The organism is Agrobacterium sp. SORGH_AS 787, assembly GCF_030819035.1.
Classification (GTDB): Bacteria; Pseudomonadota; Alphaproteobacteria; order Rhizobiales; family Rhizobiaceae; genus Agrobacterium; species Agrobacterium larrymoorei_B.
Genome location: NZ_JAUTBG010000002.1, coordinates 1,861,333 through 1,880,118 on the forward strand (window position 1 = coordinate 1,861,333; position 18,786 = coordinate 1,880,118).

Sequence of the window (18,786 nt, forward strand, 5' to 3'; positions counted from 1 at the left end):
CTGTGCGACCGTGGAAAGAAATTGACACACAACAAAAAGCCCGCGACCGACTTTCGTCATATCGCGGGCTATGTCATCTGCCGGAACACGCCATCATGGCGTGCATGCGGCAATCACTTCTTTGGAGACTGCGAAGGCTTTGGCTGGCTGCCACCTTCACGCATCTGCCGCCACTCGCTCTCGAGGCGGTCGTAAATGTTCTGGGGAATTGTCGCTGTCATGGCATTCCTCCTGACTGGGTTGATGCAGCTCCATTAGCGGGCTCTGAAACCAAGTAAGAGGGCGAGAGGTTCCCGGATTCAAGCAATAATTTTCTCTTAAATCGGTTCGCACCTATTAAAATCGATTAAGAAATTTTCAAATCGATTTAAGTGGCGCTCTCAGGATGTGGAAAATCTGCACCTTATTGGGCGTCTTTTTTCATAGACGCGCCGAGACCATCCAGAGACGGTGATTCCCGCTACTCGCGAGCCGCTGCGCCATCACTGAAAACCGTTCCACAACGACGGGCTTTCACTGCTCTTCTCCCTGTTTACGACAGGTGGTGTCAGTAGAATGCCGTGCGACCCCTCCCTGTAAGTTGGATTGAACCAGTTGCGGCGGGATGATAGGCGATTGCTTCAGTCTTCCGCCGCGACGTTTCAATAGACAGGTGCATGCCCATGATCCGCCACATCGTTTTCTTCACCGTTCCAGAAGCCAATCGAGACGCCGTGCGCAAGGGGCTTTCGGGCCTGACGGCCATCCCTCACGCCTCGAAGCTGGAGATCGGCGAGAACGTCAAGAAGGACCAGTGGGGCAACTCCGTGGACTTCATCGTATATGGCGAATTCGAGAGTGAAGAGGCGCTCGCCGCCTATAAAACCGACCCGGCCTATGATCTTTCAACCAGAACCGTGAAACCACTTCGCGATACGCGGATCGCCGCGGACTTCGATGCCGATAAGGCGGTGACGTCCCCGATCAAGTAAGCTCGGCATTGATAATGGGTCAGTCACCGGGAATAGTATCATACCTGTCGGTAAGCGGTTGATACCTCAGGCATTTGGGATGACAAGGCCTGCTGTTTGCTTTCTGCTCAACCACTTTCTGAATGGATGGACTCTGTTTCTGAAGTCTTGTTCGCAAGTGATTCAGAAGACTCGGAAAAAACCGCGGTCGTAGCTAAGGCAGGTTCTTTGTTGCCGCGATACAAGCTTGCAGTAGTCTACACGGCAATGGTTACACCTTTCTGAAAGGATGACGTCGGTCCCGCTTCGGTCGGGTTGCTATCCCCAGCTTGAACGGAAGCAAAAGCCCACATTCATTTGCCATTCAGACGCTTTGGGCTAAATATTGCCTCAACAAACTATTTCGACGTGCATCCGACTTTTTGTGGAAGTTTTTGCAAATGGCATCACCTCTAATCATCGCGACGCTTGCAGCCGGAATGTCCGGCTTCTCTGCGCCGCAGGCTGATTGGCGGGGCGGAGCCGTCGAAGCGCCGATTGTTCGCGTTGCGAGCGACTGCACCGGAGCCGTCTCCCGCGTCGTTCGGGAAACTGGCGGACAGCTTTTGTCCGTCTATCCGTCCGGTGACGGTCAATCCTGCGTGGTGACGGTTCTCGTGCAGGGCAATGGCGAGCGCCCCCGCAAGGTCACGATGCGCGTGCCGATGTAGTTGAACCCCGATCGAAATCTCCATACATCTGCTATAGACACATTTCGAGTGCCGGCTCTGCTGCCGGTTGGACTGAAAAGGGGCAGACGATGCGCATTCTCGTGGTCGAGGACGATACCAACCTCAACCGGCAACTGACCGACGCGCTGAAAGAAGCGGGCTATGTGGTCGATCAGGCGTTCGACGGCGAGGAAGGCCACTACCTCGGCGATACCGAGCCCTATGACGCGATTGTGCTCGATATCGGTTTGCCGCAGATGGATGGCATCACCGTGGTCGAGAAATGGCGCTCTGCTGGCAAGTCCATGCCGGTTTTGATCCTGACCGCGCGCGATCGCTGGAGCGATAAGGTGGCCGGCATCGATGCTGGCGCCGATGATTACGTAACCAAGCCTTTCCATGTGGAAGAAGTGCTGGCCCGCGTGCGTGCGCTGATTCGCCGTGCAGCAGGCCACGCGTCTTCCGAGATCATCTGCGGCCCGGTAAGGCTCGACACGAAGTCATCCAAGGCAACCGTGAACGGTGTGACCTTGAAGCTGACCTCGCACGAGTTCCGTCTGCTTTCCTACCTTATGCATCACATGGGCGAGGTCGTCTCGCGCACCGAGCTGGTCGAGCACATGTACGACCAGGATTTCGACCGCGATTCCAACACGATCGAAGTTTTCGTCGGGCGCCTGCGCAAGAAGCTCGGTGTCGATCTGATCGAGACCATTCGCGGTCTCGGCTACCGGATGCAAGCACCGCAAGATGCGAAGTAATTCACTCACCGCCCGCGTTCTCTTGCTGGCCTCGGCATGGTCCGTGCTGGCACTGGTGGTGATTGCGGTGGTGATTTCGACGCTCTATCGCCAGGGCGTCGAGCGCAGCTTTACCGATCTGCTGCGCGCACAGCTTTACAACGTCATCAATTCGGTGACGATCTCCAACGAGAACACCTTGGCCGGTAGCCCACAGCTCGGAGACCTGCGCTTTTCCCAGCCGGATACGGGCTGGTACTGGGTGGTGGAACCGCTCGGCAACTTCCAGACGGCCCCTTTGGTCTCCTCTTCGCTCGGTGTTTCCAAGCTTGCCGTTCCGAGCATTCTCGATGTTCCCTTCGACAATCGCTACGAGCGTTATTACACGCTGACCGATCAGGCCGGAAACCGCATTCAGGTGGCTGAGACCGAAGTCGTGCTGGATGGAGAGGGCAGGGCCGCACGGTTTCGTGTGACCGGCAACCTCAACGTCGTTGAGGACGACGTGCGTGATTTTTCCAATAGCCTTTATTTGGCGCTTGCCGTCTTCGGAGTCGGCAGCCTCGTCGTCAACGGTCTTGCGATTCTCTATAGTCTTCGTCCACTCGACCGTGCTCGCGTGGCACTCGGGAAGATTCGCGGTGGTGAGGCCGAGCGGCTGGAAGGTGAATTTCCGCGTGAAATCCAGCCGCTGGCGCATGAGGTCAATGCGCTGATCGAGAGCAACCGGCGCATCGTCGAACGCGCCCGGATGCAGGTGGGTAACCTGGCCCACTCCTTGAAAACGCCGATCGCAGTGCTGTTGAATGAGGCGCGCACGCTGGACAGCCAGCACGGAGATTTGGTCCGAGCCCAGGCGGACGCCATGCAGGCACAGGTCCAATCCTATCTGTCGCGTGCTCGTATCGCTGCCCAGCGCGGCTCGATCCTCGCCCGAGCGGAGGCCGAACCTGCGCTGGAGCGCCTGATCCGGGTGATGCGGCGCCTCAATCCCGACAAGGCCTTCGAACTCGATCTCCACCAACCCGGCACCCTTCTCGCCATGGAGCAGCAGGATCTGGAAGAGGTTGTCGGCAATCTTCTCGAAAATGCTGCCCGCTTCGCTGACAAACATATTGTCGTGCGCATGACCAATGGCAGCCATCCATCCTCCGATCCTGACATTACGCGCCGCGCTTGGATCGAGTTAACTGTCGAGGACGATGGACCGGGTCTCGAACCCGACCAGATCACCGAGGCGCTGAAGCGCGGTCGACGGCTCGACGAAAGCAGGCCGGGCACTGGTCTTGGTCTGTCGATCGTCAGCGAAGTGGTTTCCGAGTACCATGGCAGGTTCACCCTGTCGCGTAGCGAACTCGGCGGATTGAAGGCCACGCTGCTTTTGCCGGGCCTATCGAAAGAGCTTGCTTAAGACACGCGAAAAGGCAATTAATTCAAGCCGGAAGACTGATGGGGATATGCCTGATGACATGCGGCGCGATGCCGTTGCTAGGCAGGCCTTAGCAGCAGTTCAGCGTTGGCAAGGAGTGGTGTTTTGATGGAAGCGATGTGCAGTGCAGATGTGAGAGTAACGGGGTCTCGCTTGGCGCGACCGGTTGTGCTGTCCCTGATCGTCGTTTCTGTTCTTAGTTCCTGCACCACCTCAAACACCCGTGGTTCGGCAAGTGGTGGAGGCCTGTTTGGAAGCCGCGGATCCTCTTCCGTGTCGTATATAGCCAACCTGCAGGGCGGTATCGTGTCGCGCAGTGGCATCCAGCTTAGCCGTGGCGATTACAATAAGGCTCTGGAAGCGGAGTATCGTGCGCTCGAAACCGCACCCGGTGGACAGGCCGTGACCTGGAGCGGCAGCGCCAGTGGTGAGGTTATCGCCAACGCGCCCTACCAGGTGGGCAACCAGAACTGCCGTCAGTATTCCCATACGATCAATGACAATGGCCGCGAGGCGAAGGTACGCGGTGCGGCCTGCCGCAATGCGGACGGAACCTGGACACCCCTGACCTAACGTCCTCGGTCTGACCATCCCTCCTGGCGAGTGAGCGCGGTTTTCGCGCGCAGGTTCGCGCTTGCGATAGGTCGCTGCGTGATCATTCCGGCAGAAGCGAATGCTTCCATTTGACTTGTGTCAAGGAAGTCGTACCTCTTCCTGTGAGAGAACGTCGCGCGGCCGGTGGCCTCAAATTCGTGTCATCCCGTTGCGGCTTGTTCCAAAGCAGCGCGCATTCGAGTAGTTGATTGGGAATGTTCTGGATTCTCGTTGCCATATTGACCGCGGCTGTCGCTATTATTCTCACCCATCCTCTGATGCGCAGCAGGCAGGACGTCGTTGTCGATCGAGCCGTTGTTGATCGAGAAGGAGAGGTTGCCGTCTATCGCGATCAGCTGGCAGAGCTCGAGCGCGAACGCGCATCCGGTCTGATCGGAGAAACGGAAGCGGAATATGCGCGCGCCGAGATCGGCCGTCGTCTGCTGACTGCTGCGTCGGCAAGGAGTGAGCACGATACTGCCTTAACCGCTCGCCGACATAATGTAATCGCAACCCTTGTGACAGCAGCTCTGCCGGTCACAGGTCTCTGTCTTTACTTGTTCATGGGTAGCCCCAATCATCCGGACATGCCGTTGGAAGCGCGTCTGGAAAATCCCGGCAGCGACATGAACCTTTTGATCGCAAAGGCGGAGCGGCATCTAGCGCAGAACCCCCAGGACGGCAATGGATGGGACGTGCTGGCGCCGATCTACTTCAAGACGATGCGCCTTGGCGATGCCGAAATGGCCTATCGAAACGCCATACGCTTGCTCGGCGATAGCCCCGAGCGGCTGACGGGACTGGCCGAAACGCTGGTTACAGCCAACCAAGGCATCGTCACGCAGGAAGCTCAATCGGCCTTTGCCGATGCGGAAAAGTTGCGGCCCGGCAATCCGCGCGCGCAGTTCTATCTGGCGCTTGCGCTGGAGCAGGCTGGCAAGAAGGATGAAGCGCGCGACGCCTTCGCCGCGATCTTGAAGGCCTCTCCAGCCGGAGCGCCCTGGATACCGCTCGTCAAGGCGCATCTGGAGGCAACCGGCGGTGATGCAGCGGTTGCTGCCGCGCCAATGCCCGAAACACCGGGTAATCCAACCGCTGAGGATATTGAGGCTGCCAACGCCATGGCTCCAGAGGATCGCAAGGCGATGATTGCCGGAATGGTGGAAAGTCTCGACGGCAAACTTCGTGAGCAACCCGACAATTTTGAAGGGTGGATGCGGCTATTGCGCTCCTATGCCATGCTGAACAATGAAAGCAAGGCGAAGGAAGCATTGCAGAATGGGCTGAAAGCCTTTCCACCTGCAGGAGAGCAGGGCAAGAGACTGCTGGCCTTGGCGCAACAACTTGGCATTCCGGCCGAGGGAGTGACGCAATGACGCGCAAACAGAAGCGATTGGCGATCATCGGTGGTGGCGTGAGCTTCATCATGCTTGCCGTATTTCTGGTAATGTTCGCCTTCGGCCAGTCCATCGCGTACTTCTACATGCCAGTTGATCTCGAAAAGACCTCCGTCGCGCCGGGTACGCGCATCCGCCTCGGCGGCCTAGTGGCCGAAGGATCGGTTAAGCGTGGCGAAGGCCGCACCGTCAGTTTCACCGTGACGGACGGGTCTGGAAGCGTTCCAGTCAGCTACACCGGCATCCTGCCGGATCTTTTTCGCGAGGGCCAAGGCGTGGTGACGGAGGGCGTGTTCGATGCTGCGACTCATGCCTTCATGGCAGATAGCGTGCTTGCCAAGCATGACGAGAACTACATGCCGAAAGAAGTCGCCGACCGGTTGAAAGACAAGGGACTTTGGCAGCAGACGCAAGATGGCAACAAGACCGGGGCGACCAAATGATCAGTGAAATCGGTCACTACTGTCTGATCCTCGCTCTCGCGGTGTCCGTCGTCGTCTCCATCCTGCCGGTCATCGGCGTTCGCCGTCACGATCGGGCGCTGATGGATGTCGCGTCCACCGGCTCGCTTCTGATGTTTCTTCTGGTGGGTCTCAGCTTCGGTGCGCTGACGCATGCCTATGCGGTTTCCGACTTCTCGTTGAAGAATGTCTTCGAGAACTCGCACTCTTTGATGCCATTGATCTACAAGCTCACCGGCGTATGGGGCAACCATGAAGGCTCCATGCTGCTCTGGCTTCTGATCCTGGTGTTTTTCAGCGCGCTGGTTTCCGTCTATGGCCGCAATCTGCCCGATACGTTGAAAGCCAATGTGCTCTCGGTGCAGGCCTGGATCAGCACGGCCTTCCTGCTGTTCATTCTGTTGACCTCCAATCCATTCCTGCGTCTTGATCCCGTGCCGGCTGAGGGACAGGATCTCAATCCAATCCTCCAGGACTTCGGTCTCGCCATCCATCCGCCGCTGCTTTACCTCGGCTATGTCGGCTTCTCCGTCTGCTTTTCCTTCGCCGTTGCCGCCCTCATGGAAGGCCGCATCGATGCCGCCTGGGCCCGCTGGGTGCGGCCATGGACGCTGGCCGCTTGGACCTTCCTGACGGCGGGTATCTCCATGGGCTCCTACTGGGCCTATTACGAACTTGGCTGGGGTGGCTGGTGGTTCTGGGATCCGGTGGAAAACGCCTCCTTCATGCCTTGGCTTGCGGGAACTGCGCTTCTGCATTCGGCGCTCGTCATGGAAAAGCGCGAGGCGCTGAAGATCTGGACCGTGCTTCTGGCGATCATGACCTTCTCGCTGTCCCTGCTCGGCACCTTCCTCGTCCGCTCCGGCGTATTGACCTCGGTGCACGCCTTCGCCACCGATCCGAGCCGCGGTATCTTCATCCTCTGCATCCTGATGATCTTCATTGGCGGCGCCTTTTCGCTCTTTGCCTGGCGCGCTCCCGCGTTGAAGGCAGGTGGCCTGTTTGCGCCGATTTCGCGCGAGGGCGCGCTGGTTCTGAATAATCTGATCCTGACGGTCTCTACCGCCACCGTTTTGATCGGCACGCTTTATCCGTTGGTTCTCGAAACCCTGACCGGCGAGAAGATCTCTGTCGGCGCCCCCTTCTTCAACATCACTTTCGGCCTGTTGATGATCCCGATTCTGATCGTCACCCCCTTCGGGCCCATGCTTGCCTGGAAGCGCGGCGATCTTTTGGGCGCCTTCCAGCGGCTGTATGTGGTTGCGGCTCTGGCGGCGCTCGCGGGACTGGCGCTCTGGTACATCGAGCATGGCGGGCCAGTACTGGCAGCACTCGGTATTGCGGCAGGCTTTTGGCTGATCTTCGGTGCGCTTGCCGATCTCTGGTATCGCGCCAACTTCGGCAAGCTGGCGCTCGGCGTGGCGTTGCGCCGCCTCAAGGGCCTGCCGCGTTCGGCTTTCGGCACGGCGCTGGCACATATCGGCCTGGGTGTGACGGTGCTCGGCATCGTCACTGTGACGACCTTTGAGACGGAAACCGTCGTCGAGATGAAGCAGGGCATGGTGGTGGAGGCAGGTGGCTACAGCTTGACTTTCGACGGCATCCGCCATCACGTCGGCCCGAATTACACCGAGGATCGCGGCCACTTCACCGCCCGCAAGGCCGGTGTGGAAGCGGGCGATGTCTGGTCCTCCAAGCGCCTCTATACGGCGCGCCGTATGCCGACGACGGAGGCTGGCATCATGACCTTCGGTCTCTCCCAACTCTATGTCTCTCTCGGCGACCCCATGCAGGATGGTGGTATCGTCGTGCGGATCTGGTGGAAGCCATTCATCCTCTGCATCTGGGGCGGTACGCTGTTCATGATGCTGGGTGGGTTTCATCTCGCTCTCCGACCGACGCCTGCGTGTGGGCGCGCCGAGCCGCAAGGCTAAACATGCGAAAGCTGCAAGCCTGGAGCCGGCGGAATGAGAGCGATGCTGGCAAGATTATCTCTGCTCATCATTCTGACGCTCAGCGCCCTCCCAGCGTTCGCCTTCAACCCGGACGAAGTCCTTTCTGACCCTGCGCTCGAAGCAAGGGCGCGCAATCTGACCGCACAGTTGCGGTGTATGGTGTGCCAAAATCAGTCGATCGATGACAGCAATGCGGAGCTTGCCCGCGACCTGCGTCTTCTCGTCCGCGATCGGTTGGTGAAGGGTGACAGCGACGACGCTGTCATCAACTATGTCGTCTCGCGCTATGGCGAGTTCGTGCTGCTGAAGCCGCGCTTCAGCGCAAGGACGCTGGCTCTATGGGGCGCGCCGGTCGGTCTTCTCCTGATCGGCGGTGCGGCGGTCTTCATCTTCTCCCGTCGCCGCGCCGCGCTCTCGGAAGGCCAGAAACTGACGGCGGATGAAGAGGCGCGCATTCGCGAACTGTTGGAGCGCTAGCTTTTTGGCCGTTTGCGCTCGTCCGGGACGGTCCGAGATGATTCGGGCCAGGACGTTAAGAAACGGCCAGTACCCAAAGAACCTTTGCATCTTTTTCACTCGCAGAGGTCCAAGCATGCTCCACATTGGCGTCATAGTAATAGGAGTCGCCGGTGCTGAGCACGAGTGGCTCATAAATTCTGCTGTGCACAACCAAGGTTCCTTCAAGCACGGTCAGGAATATTTCTGCTTCCGATTTTGCCCAGGCCTTGTAATCATCCGGTGAGCGGGCGGACACATAAGTCAAAATCGGCGTCATCTTCTTGTTTCGCAGGTCGGAACACAGAAGAGTGTTAGCGCAGGTATTCGAATCGTGCTGCTTTCCGTCGCCAGCGCGGGTGATGCTACGCCGTCCGTAGGTTTGCTGGTTGCTGCTCTGATCGCTCAAGAGCTCCATCATATCGACGCCTAGACCCTGAGCGATGCGCTGTAAGGTTCCGATAGTAGGCGAAAGCTCGTTGCGCTCAATTTTTGAGAAAGCGGACGCAGATACTCCTGTGGCCCTGCTGATGTCCTGTAGGGTAAGCTTTCTGCCTTTGCGGATGTCGTAAAGACGTGCCCCAATGTCTACGTCGGCCGGACTGGTCTCCCGTATACGGACGCTTTCGTCAGTATGCAGACGCACAACATCTTGAATTACAAGACCTTGTCCCCGCGGGGCTTGGCTCGGCATGATCTTCTCCGTCATGAATGATCCTTTCCACATCTGTAACCAGACAAAGGTCGGAGCGCGATGAAATCCGATTTTTATCTGAAGCTACAAATTTTTCCTATAGTGAATTTTTTATCCAAAAGGATTGACATGTAATGTTTCGTCGTAAATCATTGCAATAGTGAAGCGATCAACACAACGAGAAAACCGGGGAACGGCCGCGATCACACAAGATATCCTTGCGTCTTCGCGCCTGTCCTTTTGCAGGGACATTTGAATAAATGACGTTATCCGCAGAAAGCATCCGCGGCCTCTATACGGCCATCGTCACACCGCTGAAGGAGGACAAGTCGGTCGACATCGCTTCTCTCAGGAAGCTCGTGCGGTTCCAACTGGATAATAGGGCGTCCGGGATCGTGCCGATCGGTGGAACCGGCGAGTATGCCGCTCTGTCAAGATCGGAACGCAAAACCGTCGTCGAAGTCTGCGTGGAAGCTGCCGAAGGTCGTCCGGTTATCCCAGGCGTCGTTTCGCCGGGCTATCAGGACGCCGTCGAGGCAGGCAAGGACTTTGCGGCAGCTGGCGCTTCAGCGGTCATGACGGTCACGCCCTATTACGCAACCGGAACCCAGGACGCGATCAGATCCTATTTCAAGCAATACCGGCAGGACGTCGATCTCCCGGTTCTCCTTTACCAGATCCCTTATCGCACCAATGTTTCTGTTACCGCAGAGACGATTGCCGGCATGGCAGAGGACAATTCGATCATTGGGATGAAGTATTCATCTTACGATGTGCCGGAATTTATCAAAACCGTGAAAGCTGCAGGCAGCGAGATCGCGATCTTGAGCGGAGAAGAGTCCCTGTTTGCAACACATGTCGCCCTAGGCGCCCGGGGCGGTGTTCTCGCGTCGGCCACGATCTATCCGAGGGTTTGGGTGGATGTTTTCGAGATGGCAAGCAAGGGTAAGCTGACGGAAGCTCTCGCCCTTCAGGCGCCTGTCAATGACGTGGTGAAAACGATCTTCCTCGAAACCAACCCTGGTCCGCTTAAAAAATATATGGAACTCGCGGGCATGCCTGTCGGCAGCGTGAGATTGCCATTGCAGGACCCGACACAAGCGACCCTCGCCAAGCTGCAGGCTGTCGTCAAACAAGCGAAACTCGTCAACCTAGCCTGAGGGGTTTGCGATGATAGATCGGCTGCTGCAGATCGTTGGTCCGAAAGGTCTCATAACCGACGCGACGGACATGCTTCCCTATGTCACCGACTGGCGCGAACGCAAGCAAGGCAAGGCAGTCTGCGTCGTTCTTCCTGCGTCGACCGAGGAGGTGTCTGAGGTGATGAAGGTTGCGGCGCACATGCGGCAGCCCGTCTTCCCCTTGGGCGGCAACACTGGACTTTGCTACGGAGCCGTGCCTGAAAGTGGAAACCCGGAAAAGCCCGGTATCGTTCTGTCACTGCGCAGGATGAACCAAATTCGCGATATTGATGTCGTGTCGGACATTATCACCATTGATGCTGGCGCTATTCTGGCCGATGTGCATGCGGTAGCTGACGATGTCGGGCGCCAGTTCCCGATGCACCTCGGCAGCGACGGGAGCGCGCAGATTGGTGGGCTGATCTCGACGAACGCAGGAGGCACCGCTGTCGTCCGCTATGGTCCGATGCGGGATCTGGTTGCGGGTCTCGAGGTAGTTCTGGCAGACGGGCGCATCATCAGGGATCTGGCTGCACTGCGTAAAGACAATACCGGTTACATGCTACGGCAGCTATTTATCGGGGCGGAAGGGACGCTTGGGATTATCACGGGTGCTGCTTTGAAGCTGTTCCCCAAACAATCCAACAGCGCCCATGCATGGATCGATGTCGCCTCGCCGGACGATGCCGTCAAGCTCCTGTCTCTGTTTAAGGCTACAGCTGGTCAATTCATCGAGGCCTTCGAACTCGTCTCCGCTTCGCAGTTTGAACTTGTGCAACGTCATATCGATCGGGTGCGCATTCCATTTTCTCAGGTGCCGCTGTGGTCGTTGATGGTTGAGCTGAGTACATCAGACACACATACCGACCTCGATGCTATGATGGGTGAGGTACTTGAAGCGGGCCTTGAGGGTGGCCTCATCCGGGATGCCGTAATCGCAAGCTCCCAGCAGCAGGCAGAAGAGATATGGCACGTCCGGCATTCCGTGTCAGAAGCCAACAAAAAGGAAGGCATCGGCATTGTTCACGATGTCGCGGTGCGTACGTCCCTTGTTCCCGCTTTCATTGACGCGGCCGATAAAGTGTCCGCCGAGCGGTTTCCGCGGGCACAAACCCAGGTCGTCTGCCACCTGGGGGACGGCAATGTTCACTACATCCTGATGTTCTCACATGATGACTGGGCCGAGATCGCCGACAAAGACGCATTCGCCCTTCAGGTTGAGCAAGCCATTCACGATGTAGGGGCGAGCTTTAACGGCACGTTCAGCGCCGAGCATGGCATCGGGAGAAAGCTTCCTGAAGAACTCATGCGTCTCGTTGATCCTCTTCGTTATCAGCTGATGCAGCAGGTCAAGCAGGTTTTCGATCCGGAAAACAGACTGAATCCGGGTGTCCTGCTTAGGAGGTAAGGTGTCCAGGCATGGTGCCTGGCATTGTAGGACAGAGGCCATCGTCGGTCCGCAATCAAAAGCAAAGAAGGGGAATAAGCATGGTTTCAAGAAGAGAATTTGCAGGACTTCTCGGCGGTGGGGCACTGGCTGCAGCGGTCGTGGGCGCAACTACGCGTTCGGCCGAGGCACAGGCCGCTGCGGGAAACACGTTTCAGCAGGTCATCAGCGCCAAGAAGCTGCGTATCGGTGGCGTTCCCACCGGCGCACCTTGGACGGTGAGAGACAAGACGACCGGCCAGTGGGGCGGCCAATTCTACGACATCGGCAAGGCTCTTGCGACCGATATGGAAGTCGAGCTGGAAATGGTGGAGACGACCTGGGGAAATGCCATCCTGGACCTGCAGGCCAACAAGCTCGACGTGATGTTTGGCATGAACCCGACGCCGAAGCGTGCATTGGCAGTTGATTTTACAGTGCCGGTTTACAACAGCGCTCTGACAGTGATCGCCAAGCCGGGCTTCGAGCCCAAGACCTGGGCGGATCTTAACAAGCCCGAGGTCAAGATCGCAGTCGATATGGGTTCTGCACATGATCAGGTTGCTTCGCGCCTCTGCCCAAATGCGACGATCATGCGCATGAAATCCCTCGACGAGGCGACGATGGCGTTGGCGACAGGCCGGGCAGATGCTCAGTCGATCTTCTGGCAAGGTGGCGTCAAGGCCGTTAAGGCTAATCCTCGCCTTGGAACATGTATCGCCCCGACACCGCTGTTCGGTTCCACCTCGAACGCTGCCGTTCGTCGTGAGACAGATAAAACCATGCGCGATTTCCTCAATACCTGGATTGTTTATGCACAAGGCCTCGGGATCATTCGCCAGGCGGTGCTGGACAGCCTGGTGCAGGTTAACATTTCACTGGACGATCTTCCCAAAGGCGTAACCTTCTAATTGGATGAGCAGCGCTCGGTTGATACCGGCGCAGCTTCGAATGAAAGCGGATCGTGATGTATCAATGGGATTTCAACATCCTTTGGGGCTATCGTTGGCTCCTGCTCCAGGGAACGCTCGTAACGATTGGGCTCACGGCCGCCGTCGTCGTTCTAGGTTTGCTGGTGGGGCTCATTGCGGGGCTCGCTCAACTGTCTCGCTCAGAGATCCTGAGATGGGCGTCCTGGGGCTACATCGAGCTGTTTCGCTGCACACCGCTTCTCGTTCAACTGCTATGGTTCTATTATGCGTTGCCCATTCTGACAGGCATCGAAATCAGCGCCATAATCGCATCGATCCTCACTCTGTCGCTTTACGGGGGATCCTTCTATGCCGAGGTCATTCGCGGCGGGATACAGTCAATCGACTCGGGCCAGTGGGAAGCCGGCCTTGCCCTGGGGCTGACTCCGGGCAAGGTCATGCGTCGCATCGTGCTTCCTCAAGCCATAAAGCAGATGATCCCGCCGCTGATGAACCAATCCATCATCCAGTTCAAGAACACCTCGCTGGTGTCCGTCCTGGCGGTGCCTGACCTGCTGTACCAGGGTCAATCGGCAGCGACCGAAACCTATCGCCCGCTGGAAGTCTACACCATCATCGCGGTCATCTACTTTGTCGTGCTCGTGCCGCTGACGGCGATAGTCAAGAAAAGCGAGAAATCCCTGCGGATGAGTGATTGAGGGCGCCATGACCACGGAACAATACAAAATTGAAATCAGCGCACTCAAGAAGCAGTATGGTGATCTGGTTGTGTTGCGTGACATCAACCTTAAAATCTCACCGGGCGCCGTTGTCGCGTTGATCGGTCCGTCGGGTTCTGGGAAGTCGACTCTGCTGCGCTGCATCAACCTCCTCGTCACACCGGATGACGGTCGGGTGAGGGTCGGGCAGGATAGCTTTACCTTCGGCAAAGGAACGAGCCTGCCATCCGCCAGAGAGCAGGCGCGTTTCCGGTCTGGCACCGGCATGGTCTTTCAGCATTTCAACCTTTTTCCCCATATGACCGTACTTCGCAACGTTATGGAGGGACCGGTTTCGGCCAAAAACATGCCCAAGGCGGAGGCCGCCAAGCTGGCGCGCAACCTGCTCGCCAAGGTGGGCCTGGCCGACAAGGCGGATGTTTATCCGCAGCGTTTATCCGGTGGCCAGAAGCAGCGCGTGGCGATCGCCCGTGCGCTAGCCATGGAGCCGGAGGTCATGCTGTTCGATGAGGCTACATCAGCACTTGACCCCGAACTGGTTTCCGAAGTCCTGAATGTGATGAAAGATCTGGCGGCTGAAGGCATGACCATGATCATCGTCACCCACGAGATCGCCTTCGCACGCGAAGTCGCCGATACGATTGTGTTCATGCGCGATGGTGTGATTGTCGAGGAGGGACCTGCCCGTGATGTCGTCGATAGTCCGAGAGAGGAGGCGACACGCTCCTTCTTGAAGCATTTCCATACAAGAGGTTGATCAGCACGCAGAGTGAGGAGGGCAGACTGAGCGCACCGCTTATCCTCTTCGCTGGTCGTGGATTACCCAATTCTGCACACTCGAAACAACCTTACTATTTTTTCATTTCATAGACACTTCGCTGTAAGGTGAGAGTCCCTATATCTTTCGTCATCCACCGCTACTCCGGTTCACTTCGGAGGTTCCAGTCAGATGAAGAGAAAAGGTACTCACATGTCTCAATCGCAAAACGGACGCTCCTCGCTGAAGACGATTCTGAAGTCTTCGGCCGTAGGCGGTCTTGCCGCACTGATGCTTACCACCGGCGTCGCTGGGCCTATCGCCCGTTCCTTTGCAGCACCTGTCGAGGTTAATGCGCCTCAGGTGCCGAGCTTTGCGAATGTGGTTGACGCCGTTTCTCCCGCTGTCGTCTCCGTGCGCGTCAAGTCCAATGTCGAGCCGGTTTCCGACGACGGCAACGGTTTTTCATTCGGCGGTCGCGGTCTTGATCAGCTTCCTGACGACCATCCGCTGAAGCGCTTCTTCAAGGAATTCGGTGGTCCAGGTGCCAATGAAGACAAGCGTGGGCCGAACCGCCACCGCGAAGGCAAAGGTCCACTTCGCCCGGTTGCGCAAGGCTCCGGCTTCTTCATTTCCGAAGACGGTTACATCGTCACCAACAATCACGTCGTCGATGACGGCTCCGCCTATACCGTCGTGCTCAACGATGGCACTGAATACGACGCCAAGCTTATCGGCCGTGATCGGCGCACCGACCTTGCCGTCCTGAAGGTCGATGTCAATCGCAAGTTCACCTATGTGCAGTTTGCCGATGATAGCAAAATCCGCGTCGGCGACTGGGTCGTGGCAGTCGGTAACCCGTTTGGTCTTGGCGGTACCGTGACCTCCGGCATCGTGTCTGCCCGTGGCCGTGACATCGGCTCCGGCCCTTATGACGACTACCTGCAGATCGATGCGGCCGTAAACCGGGGTAACTCGGGTGGCCCAGCCTTTAACCTCAATGGTGAAGTGGTCGGCATCAATACCGCGATCTTCTCGCCCTCCGGCGGCAATGTCGGTATCGCCTTTGCGATCCCCGCATCCGTTGCCAAGGATGTCGTTCAGGATCTGATGAAGGACGGTAAGGTCGAACGCGGCTGGCTTGGCGTCCAGATCCAGCCTGTCAGCAAGGACATTGCCGAATCGCTCGGCCTCTCCGAAGCCAAGGGTGCCTTGGTCGTTGCTCCGCAGCCGGGTTCTCCCGGTGACAAGGCTGGCGTCAAGCAGGGTGATATTATCACCGCGGTCAATGGCGATCCGATCAAGGATGCACGCGAACTGTCCCGCCGCATCGGCGCGTTGGCACCCAATACCAAGGTCGAACTGTCGCTCTGGCGCAATGGCAAGTCGCAATCGGTCAGCGTCACACTGGGTGATTTGGCAAGCGATGACGCGTCTGCAAGTGCCCAGGGCCAGAATGACAGCGGTCGTGGTGGCCAGTCCTCCAGCGAGAAAGCTCTCTCAAGCCTCGGCCTGACGGTGGCTCCTGCTGAAGATGGCAAAGGTCTTGCCATCACCGATGTCGATCCGGACTCCGATGCCGCAACGCGCGGCCTGAAGACGGGCGAAAAGATCACCTCGGTCAACAACCAGCAGGTCGCGTCTGCCGCCGATGTCGAGAAGGTGATCTCGCAGGCGAAGAAGGACGGCCGCACCAAGGCTCTGTTCCAGATCGAAACCGAGCAGGGCAGCCGCTTCATCGCCCTCGATATCGATCAGGGTTGATCCAGCAACCATGCGAGAGGGGCGTTTTGCCCCTCTCGTTTTTAGTCTTAGTACAGTGAGAAGGCTGCCCGAACATGCGGCGTCTTCGCGTTTTACGATCAGCGATCCGATGGCCGGTTTCGGCCATCCTGGGCCGAAGTCACCGTGAGCGGCACACCGCTCCTGATAATGGTGGCAGGCCAGGCAGACAGGAGACATCGTCATGGCAGAACTCATGAGCCAATCCATGGAAAGTCATCTGCATAATGCTCCGGGCGAACCTCTTTCCAGTTGTGCGCTGGATGATATGGACGTTAATGTTCCCCACATGAAGATACTTGTTATTGAAGATGATTTGGAAGCTGCCGCCTATATGACGAAGGCGTTCCGTGAAGCTGGTATTGTTGTCGACCACGCCAGTGATGGCGAAAGCGGCCTGTTTATGGGTTGCGAAAATGTTTATGACGTCATGGTCATCGACCGCATGCTGCCGCGACGCGACGGCCTCTCCGTTATTTCCGAATTGCGCAGAAAGGGCATCGAGACCCCGGTGCTCATTCTCTCCGCTCTTGGTCAGGTAGATGACCGCGTGACCGGTCTTCGCGCCGGTGGTGACGATTATCTGCCCAAGCCCTATGCGTTCAACGAGCTCCTTGCCCGCATCGAAGTGCTTGGCCGCCGCAAGGGCAAGCCCGAGCAGGATATGATCTATCGTGTGGGCGATCTCGAACTCGACCGGCTTTCTCATGACGTGCGCCGCAATGGCAAGGAGATCCTTTTGCAGCCGCGCGAATTTCGCCTGCTGGAATATCTGATGAAGAACGCCGGTCAGGTGGTGACCCGCACCATGCTGTTGGAAAATGTCTGGGATTATCACTTCGATCCCCAGACCAACGTCATCGACGTTCACGTGTCGCGCCTGCGCTCCAAGATCGAGAAGGATTTCGACAAGCCGTTGCTGAAGACCATCCGCGGTGCTGGTTATATGATGAAGGATGAAGGCTAGCCATGCCTTCACGCCTGCGCCTGCTCTTCAGTTCCACCGCTGTCCGTCTCTCCGCACTCTATATTCTGCTCTTCGCACTCTGCGCCGCCTTCCTCGTCTTCTATGTGACTGCGCTGTCCGAGCGCCTCTTGAACCAGCAGACGCGCGATGCCGTGTTGCAGGAAGTCAACGACGTGCAGCGCATCTACGAACGCGGTGGCATCAATCCGCTTTTGCGGATGATGGAACGGCGCGCCCGCCAGCCAGGTGCAAGCCTCTATGTCATCGCAGGCCCCAATGGCGAAATCCTTGCCGGCAATGTCGCCTCGGTGCAGCCTGGCGTTTTCGACAGCGAAGGCTGGACGGAGTTTCCATTCACCTATGAGCGATACTCGGAAAGTGGCGACAGCGTAAAACATCTTGCGACCGCAAACATCTTCGTTCTCGACAATGGCCTTCGTATCCTCATCGGCCGCGATCTGGGTGAACCGACGAAGTTCCGGCTCCTTGTGCGCAACGCGCTGATGGTGGCGCTTGCCATCATGGGCGGGGGCGCCTTGATCATCTGGTTTGCGATTGGACAAAACGCGCTGAGGCGGCTCGACCGGATGTCGGCTGCGACGAAGAAGATTATGGCGGGCGATCTGTCCCAGAGACTGCCGCAAGGCCGTTCAGGCGACGAGTTCGATCGTCTTTCGGGCTCGCTCAATGCCATGTTGGGGCGCATCGAAAAGCTGAATGAGGGCCTGCGCCAAGTCTCCGATAATATTGCACACGACCTGAAGACGCCGCTGACGCGCCTGCGCAACAAGGCTGCCGATGCGCTCGAGGACCGCGATGAGAACAAGCGCCGGGCGGCGCTCGAGGGCATCATTGCCGAATCGGATCAGTTGATCCGCACCTTCAACGCGCTGTTGATGATCTCGCGTGTCGAGGCCGGCTCGATTGCCGCGGAAATGACCGATGTGGATATTTCGGCTATTGCGGAGGACAGCGCCGAGCTTTACGAGCCCGTGGCGGAAGAGGAGGGCTTGACGCTGACGACGGCCATCGAACCGGGGCTTGTGGTGCAGGGAAATCGCGAGCTGATCGGCCAGGCCCTGACCAACCTGATCGACAATGCCATCAAATATGCGGGTGGGCATGACGGTGAAAAGCGGCTCTTTGTAAAGCTTGGCCGAAGCGAGGAAGGCATCATCCTCTCGGTTGCCGATACCGGCCCCGGCGTTCCAGCTGAAAAGCGCGGCGAAGTGACCAAACGCTTCGTGCGACTGGATGAAAGTCGCTCCAAGCCCGGAACGGGCCTCGGTCTCTCGCTGGTGGAGGCGGTGATGGAGCTTCACAGTGGTGAACTTTGTCTCTCCGATACCGATCCGGGCAACGAAAATGCGCCGGGCCTAACCGTTTCCATGGTCTTTCCCGTCACTCAAAACCCCTGAGTTCACCGCTGGATTTGCGCCGATATTCGCGATAAGTCCCGTTGGTCCGAGAAGAACAGGCAGGAGACCTTCGATTTTCGACTATCTCGTTGTCGCTGTCATGGGGCTGCAAGCTCTGGGCGTCATCTGCCTGGTTGCCTTTACGCTTCGGTTTCTTTTTCTGTTGCCGTTTCGCGCGA

General features: G+C 57.7%; 17 protein-coding genes and 1 pseudogene. 17 read left to right on the forward strand and 1 reads right to left on the reverse strand.

All coding sequences use genetic code 11. From position 1 onward, the window contains the following. The first annotated feature begins 662 nt into the window (after positions 1-662). The 9 genes and pseudogenes from QE435_RS18240 (at position 663) to QE435_RS18280 (ending at position 8,713) form a co-directional block, all read left to right on the forward strand. Entirely contained in the window at positions 663-971 is a 309-nt protein-coding gene (locus QE435_RS18240; protein ID WP_349042234.1) for a Dabb family protein, read from the forward strand. 419 nt (positions 972-1,390) lie between these two features. Next, positions 1,391-1,660, forward strand: coding sequence for a hypothetical protein (locus QE435_RS18245; protein WP_349042235.1), 270 nt, complete (start codon positions 1,391-1,393; stop codon positions 1,658-1,660). Between the two features lie 89 nt (positions 1,661-1,749). Then, positions 1,750-2,421 carry a response regulator transcription factor gene (locus QE435_RS18250; RefSeq protein WP_306931771.1) on the forward strand — a complete coding sequence of 224 codons (672 nt, stop codon included), beginning with the start codon at positions 1,750-1,752 and terminating at the stop codon, positions 2,419-2,421. Next, positions 2,411-3,811, forward strand: a complete 1,401-nt coding sequence (locus tag QE435_RS18255; protein WP_306931772.1) for a HAMP domain-containing sensor histidine kinase — start codon at positions 2,411-2,413, stop codon at positions 3,809-3,811. Before QE435_RS18250 ends, QE435_RS18255 begins: the two co-directional genes overlap by 11 nt. Positions 3,812-3,946: 135 nt before the next feature. Continuing rightward, the gene (locus QE435_RS18260) at positions 3,947-4,402 is read left to right on the forward strand and encodes a hypothetical protein (protein ID WP_349042901.1); all 456 of its coding nucleotides are present in this window, start codon (positions 3,947-3,949) and stop codon (positions 4,400-4,402) included. Positions 4,403-4,638: 236 nt separating this feature from the next. After that, on the forward strand, positions 4,639-5,799 hold the full coding sequence (gene ccmI, locus QE435_RS18265; RefSeq protein WP_349042236.1) for a c-type cytochrome biogenesis protein CcmI: 1,161 nt from the start codon (positions 4,639-4,641) through the stop codon (positions 5,797-5,799). Further along, on the forward strand, positions 5,796-6,263 hold the full coding sequence (gene ccmE, locus QE435_RS18270) for a cytochrome c maturation protein CcmE (RefSeq protein WP_062425737.1): 468 nt from the start codon (positions 5,796-5,798) through the stop codon (positions 6,261-6,263). The genes ccmI and ccmE overlap by 4 nt, the downstream gene beginning before the upstream one ends. Next, positions 6,260-8,252 (forward strand): annotated as a pseudogene (locus tag QE435_RS18275) (heme lyase CcmF/NrfE family subunit). The gene ccmE and the pseudogene QE435_RS18275 overlap by 4 nt, the downstream one beginning before the upstream one ends. Further along, entirely contained in the window at positions 8,249-8,713 is a 465-nt protein-coding gene (locus QE435_RS18280) for a cytochrome c-type biogenesis protein (RefSeq protein WP_349042237.1), read from the forward strand. Before QE435_RS18275 ends, QE435_RS18280 begins: the two are co-directional and overlap by 4 nt. A 55-nt stretch (positions 8,714-8,768) precedes the next feature. Here the strand turns inward: QE435_RS18280 and QE435_RS18285 are convergent, their stop codons facing one another. Then, positions 8,769-9,440 (reverse strand): XRE family transcriptional regulator, encoded by a 672-nt coding sequence (locus tag QE435_RS18285; protein WP_349042238.1) that lies wholly within the window; start codon positions 9,438-9,440, stop codon positions 8,769-8,771. A 245-nt stretch (positions 9,441-9,685) separates the two neighbouring features. On the opposite strand from QE435_RS18285, the gene dapA reads away from it, so the two are divergent. The 8 genes from dapA to QE435_RS18325 all read left to right on the forward strand — a co-directional run bounded on the left by dapA (position 9,686) and on the right by QE435_RS18325 (position 18,607). Continuing rightward, positions 9,686-10,585: a 4-hydroxy-tetrahydrodipicolinate synthase gene (gene dapA, locus QE435_RS18290; RefSeq protein ID WP_349042239.1), complete on the forward strand. Its 900-nt coding sequence runs from the start codon at positions 9,686-9,688 to the stop codon at positions 10,583-10,585. Positions 10,586-10,595: 10 nt separating this feature from the next. Further along, on the forward strand, positions 10,596-12,014 hold the full coding sequence (locus tag QE435_RS18295) for an FAD-binding oxidoreductase (protein ID WP_349042240.1): 1,419 nt from the start codon (positions 10,596-10,598) through the stop codon (positions 12,012-12,014). An 80-nt stretch (positions 12,015-12,094) separates the two neighbouring features. Further along, positions 12,095-12,943, forward strand: coding sequence for a transporter substrate-binding domain-containing protein (locus QE435_RS18300; RefSeq protein WP_349042241.1), 849 nt, complete (start codon positions 12,095-12,097; stop codon positions 12,941-12,943). Between the two features lie 56 nt (positions 12,944-12,999). Then, a complete protein-coding gene (locus QE435_RS18305) occupies positions 13,000-13,662 on the forward strand; it encodes an amino acid ABC transporter permease (protein ID WP_349042902.1) in 663 nt (220 codons plus the stop codon). Between the two features lie 7 nt (positions 13,663-13,669). Beyond that, on the forward strand, positions 13,670-14,440 hold the full coding sequence (locus QE435_RS18310) for an amino acid ABC transporter ATP-binding protein (protein ID WP_349042242.1): 771 nt from the start codon (positions 13,670-13,672) through the stop codon (positions 14,438-14,440). A 213-nt stretch (positions 14,441-14,653) separates the two neighbouring features. After that, on the forward strand, positions 14,654-16,204 hold the full coding sequence (locus QE435_RS18315; RefSeq protein WP_306931791.1) for a Do family serine endopeptidase: 1,551 nt from the start codon (positions 14,654-14,656) through the stop codon (positions 16,202-16,204). 286 nt (positions 16,205-16,490) lie between these two features. Next, a complete protein-coding gene (locus QE435_RS18320) occupies positions 16,491-17,189 on the forward strand; it encodes a response regulator transcription factor (RefSeq protein ID WP_306934794.1) in 699 nt (232 codons plus the stop codon). 2 nt (positions 17,190-17,191) lie between these two features. Next, entirely contained in the window at positions 17,192-18,607 is a 1,416-nt protein-coding gene (locus QE435_RS18325; protein ID WP_349042243.1) for a HAMP domain-containing sensor histidine kinase, read from the forward strand. Positions 18,608-18,786 lie beyond the last annotated feature (179 nt).